Annotated in this window: 3 protein-coding genes; 1 reads left to right on the forward strand and 2 read right to left on the reverse strand. The window is 48.9% G+C overall.

Annotated elements, in window-relative coordinates:
* Positions 1–285 precede the first annotated feature (285 nt).
* A complete protein-coding gene (locus O3C43_25020) occupies positions 286–885 on the reverse strand; it encodes a hypothetical protein (protein ID MDA1069752.1) in 600 nt (199 codons plus the stop codon).
* Positions 886–965: 80 nt separating this feature from the next.
* Here O3C43_25020 and O3C43_25025 point away from each other — a divergent pair, with 80 nt between their 5' ends.
* Entirely contained in the window at positions 966–2,021 is a 1,056-nt protein-coding gene (locus O3C43_25025) for an SMP-30/gluconolactonase/LRE family protein (protein ID MDA1069753.1), read from the forward strand.
* A gap of 308 nt (positions 2,022–2,329) precedes the next feature.
* Here the strand turns inward: O3C43_25025 and O3C43_25030 are convergent.
* Positions 2,330–3,164: hypothetical protein (locus O3C43_25030; protein ID MDA1069754.1), on the reverse strand; the 835-nt coding region annotated here is incomplete at its 5' end.

Below are 3,164 nucleotides of genomic sequence, written 5' to 3' on the forward strand. Positions count from 1 at the left end.
CATGCACATATTAATTAAAAACCATCATTTAGCACTTGCTCCATGACACAGTTGCTCCTGTTCAAATAATAAAAATGCACGAACCAATCTTTCAGAATATCGGACCGCTCGGCGATCGGTCCCTGCCTTCTGATTCGTGTCAGTTGGTGTCCATTCGTGGTTAAGGAATCATTACAAAATCTGTGCCAATTTGAGCAATCTGTGGTTGAGTAAAACTTTGGTTGCGGCTCTGCTGCTCTAAGACCTCCGTGGTTAAGTTTTTCGTATATCCAAATAACAATATAATCAAACTGGCCTGGCAAACACAGGCACCTTCATAGTCTCCCCATCTTTCAATGCAGATTGATGAGCGATGATTCCAGGCACCGTGTAGGAAAGGGCTTCGTAAATATCCACAGCTGGTGCTCTGCCCTCTTTCAACGCACTGATAAATTCATGTGTAAGAAAGCTATGTGAGCCATGGTGGCCGCTGTTATGTCTTAACGGCTCCGGAAGCATGTCGGTCATAAACCACTCAACTTGCTCATAGGGCTGAGGCTTCGTTTTGCTTCGCACAAACCCGGCTTCGTCCGCATCCTTCTCCTCCGTGCGTGTAACGATGATCGGTTGCGATGAGTAAGTTCGATCGGGTCCATAGAAACTCATTTTATCTCCGATCCACTCTGCTCTTTCCGATCCCATATGGGCTCCCTTCCACCATACCTTGCAGTAGAAGCTGTTGCCCCGATCCGTCTTGAACATGGCTGTGTTATTCCAAAAAGGATTGTTATAAACATTGTCTTTCAGCACCGGACTATCGTCACCCCATCCATGACAGGAGACTGCAACCAGCCGTTCCCCGGTTACTCCGATCAAATGAGCCGTGCAATGCGTCGGATAATACATGGGTGGAAGGCCATGCCTCCACGTCTTCGATCCATCGGGATTGTAAAAGAGCGGCTCCAGGCCATCGTGTTGGTAAAACGATTCACAGTGATAAAGATTCCCGTCGTTCCTTTCTAACCAGCCTTGGAGCCCTTGCAGCGACACCCTTAATTGCTCGTGATTATGGCCCCGGTGCCGCACCCGTGCGCTATCCAGAACCGGATGTAGTCGTACTGGATCCGGCTTTTGCCAAATACAAGATTGCCCAGGCGCCTATCCAGCGACTCTACACGGGCATGTATTGGGCGGAAGGCCCTGCCTGGAGTGGCTGGGGAAATTACCTCGTATGGAGTGACATTCCAAACGATGTGCAGCTCCGCTGGCTTCAGGATGATGGCCGAGTGACGACACTGCGCAAGCCGGCGCGCCATAGTAATGGTAACACCTTCGACCAAAATGGCAGACAGATTTCCTTTGAACATGGTGCACGCCGAGTCGTGCGTTACGAGCCTGATAATTCCGTGACCGTCCTGGCCGACAAGTACGACGGTAATATATTCAACGCTCCCAACGATGGCGCGATGCACCCCGATGGTAGCCTCTGGTTTACTGATCCTGGTTACGGCAGCCTTGGTAACTACGAAGGACATAAGGGTGAGTTGTATCTGAAGGAGGCCGTTTATCGTCTCGATGCCTCGGGCAAGGTGGATAAAGTCACAGACGAAATCTTTAAACCCAACGGACTCTGTTTCTCTCCTGATTACAAAAAAGTCTATGTTGCCGACACTGGCTCAAGCCACTATCCGGAAGCGCCGAAGAACATTAAAGTCTGGGACATCGATGGAAGAAGGCTCAGGAACGGCCGCGAATTTGCTTCCATGAAAATGGACCTGAATGGGCAGGAAGTCGCCGGACTTGCCGATGGCATTCGCTGTGACCGTGACGGCAATATCTGGTCCAGTGCCGGTTGGGTCGGCGAAGGCTACGATGGTGTCCACATCTTTTCACCCGAAGGTAAACGAATCGGCCAGATCATCTTGCCTGAAATTTGCAGCAATGTCTGTTTCGGGGGCCCGCGCCGCAATCGTCTTTTCATGACTGGCAGTCAAAGTCTCTACGCCGTTTATACCGAAGCCCTGGGTGCACACTGGTGTTGAGGAAAAAATAGAATTAGTAGAACTCCCAACAAATTGTTTCTATTAAGGGCTGCTGTGTTCCTTGGGGAGACGGCGCCCTCAGGCTTCGCTAAAAGCTTCGACCCGACACAGTCGGCGAAGCCGCCCTACCGCATAGGTGCGGCATTGGGTCAAAGGTAGGGACCGCTCGCCGTCTTGTCTCGCCGTATGAATTGAAGGCGGAAGCGGTCCGAACCAGAGTAATCCGGAAAAAGAATTATTTGAAAGCACACTAGAGTCATCAGGGCACCGAGGGATGAAGTCCCAACACTTACAAGCCCTAGCAAATTCTACTTCTTTTCTTCCTCGATAACTTCGATCTCACCGATTTCCACCTGAGAATCGTCATCTAGAAACCGTTTATTGAGTCCTTTTAGATTCTTACCGAAGTAATTGCCGGCAACCTCGTTCATATTCTGGATAGCCACATCAAACGGTTGCCCTATCGCTCTAACACTGAAGCGGGTCGTCCAGTGAACCTTGAGAGTACCTTTTTTGGCAAGCGGCAGGTCGTAGGCCATTAGAATTATAAAAAACCGCGGTTCACTGAGCATTTCTTTAAGGTCATATTCGTTTTCAGGTGGGACCACGTCATAGGCCTCTTCCATTCCGAGAAGTGAGGCTTTGAGGTATCCACTCGCAACATTGCTTCTTTCAACCAATTCCTTCGATGCCAGATTAAAGCCCACACTGGCCAGTGCATCCATATTGGCGAGTTGTGAAGGTCCTGTACCAACCAGATCGTAACCATAATCCGATAGACTTTCATAGCCAAACATATTATTGAAATCCAGTTCTGCATTGGTTACTCCGTAATGCACCACGATGACCAGATCCCCTTCACCGTTCTCAGGATCAGGATAAAAATTCTGCTTCTGTAAATGAATCGCCAGATTTTCGAGTATTTCCATAAAGGTGACTTTCTCCATACTCGTTCGCTTAAGATCACCTGGGAAATAGCGACCTTTCATGAATTGATAGGTCTGGATCTTTTTTTCCGGATTCTGAGCCCGCGCTATCGAATATTCTTCCGTGGCTTCTGTCTTAAATGCGATCTGAGATTGCCCCGAAAAATGGAGACCCGTTGTGCTTAGGTTATTATTTAGATTCATTTGATTTGTTGAT

Source organism: Verrucomicrobiota bacterium (assembly GCA_027622555.1).
Taxonomy (GTDB): Bacteria; Verrucomicrobiota; Verrucomicrobiia; order Opitutales; family UBA2995; genus UBA2995.

Coding starts and splice junctions, on each gene's coding strand:
- O3C43_25020 (MDA1069752.1), bottom strand. CDS start 885: ATGTATTATCCGACGCATTGCACGGCTCATTTGATCGGAGTAACCGGG.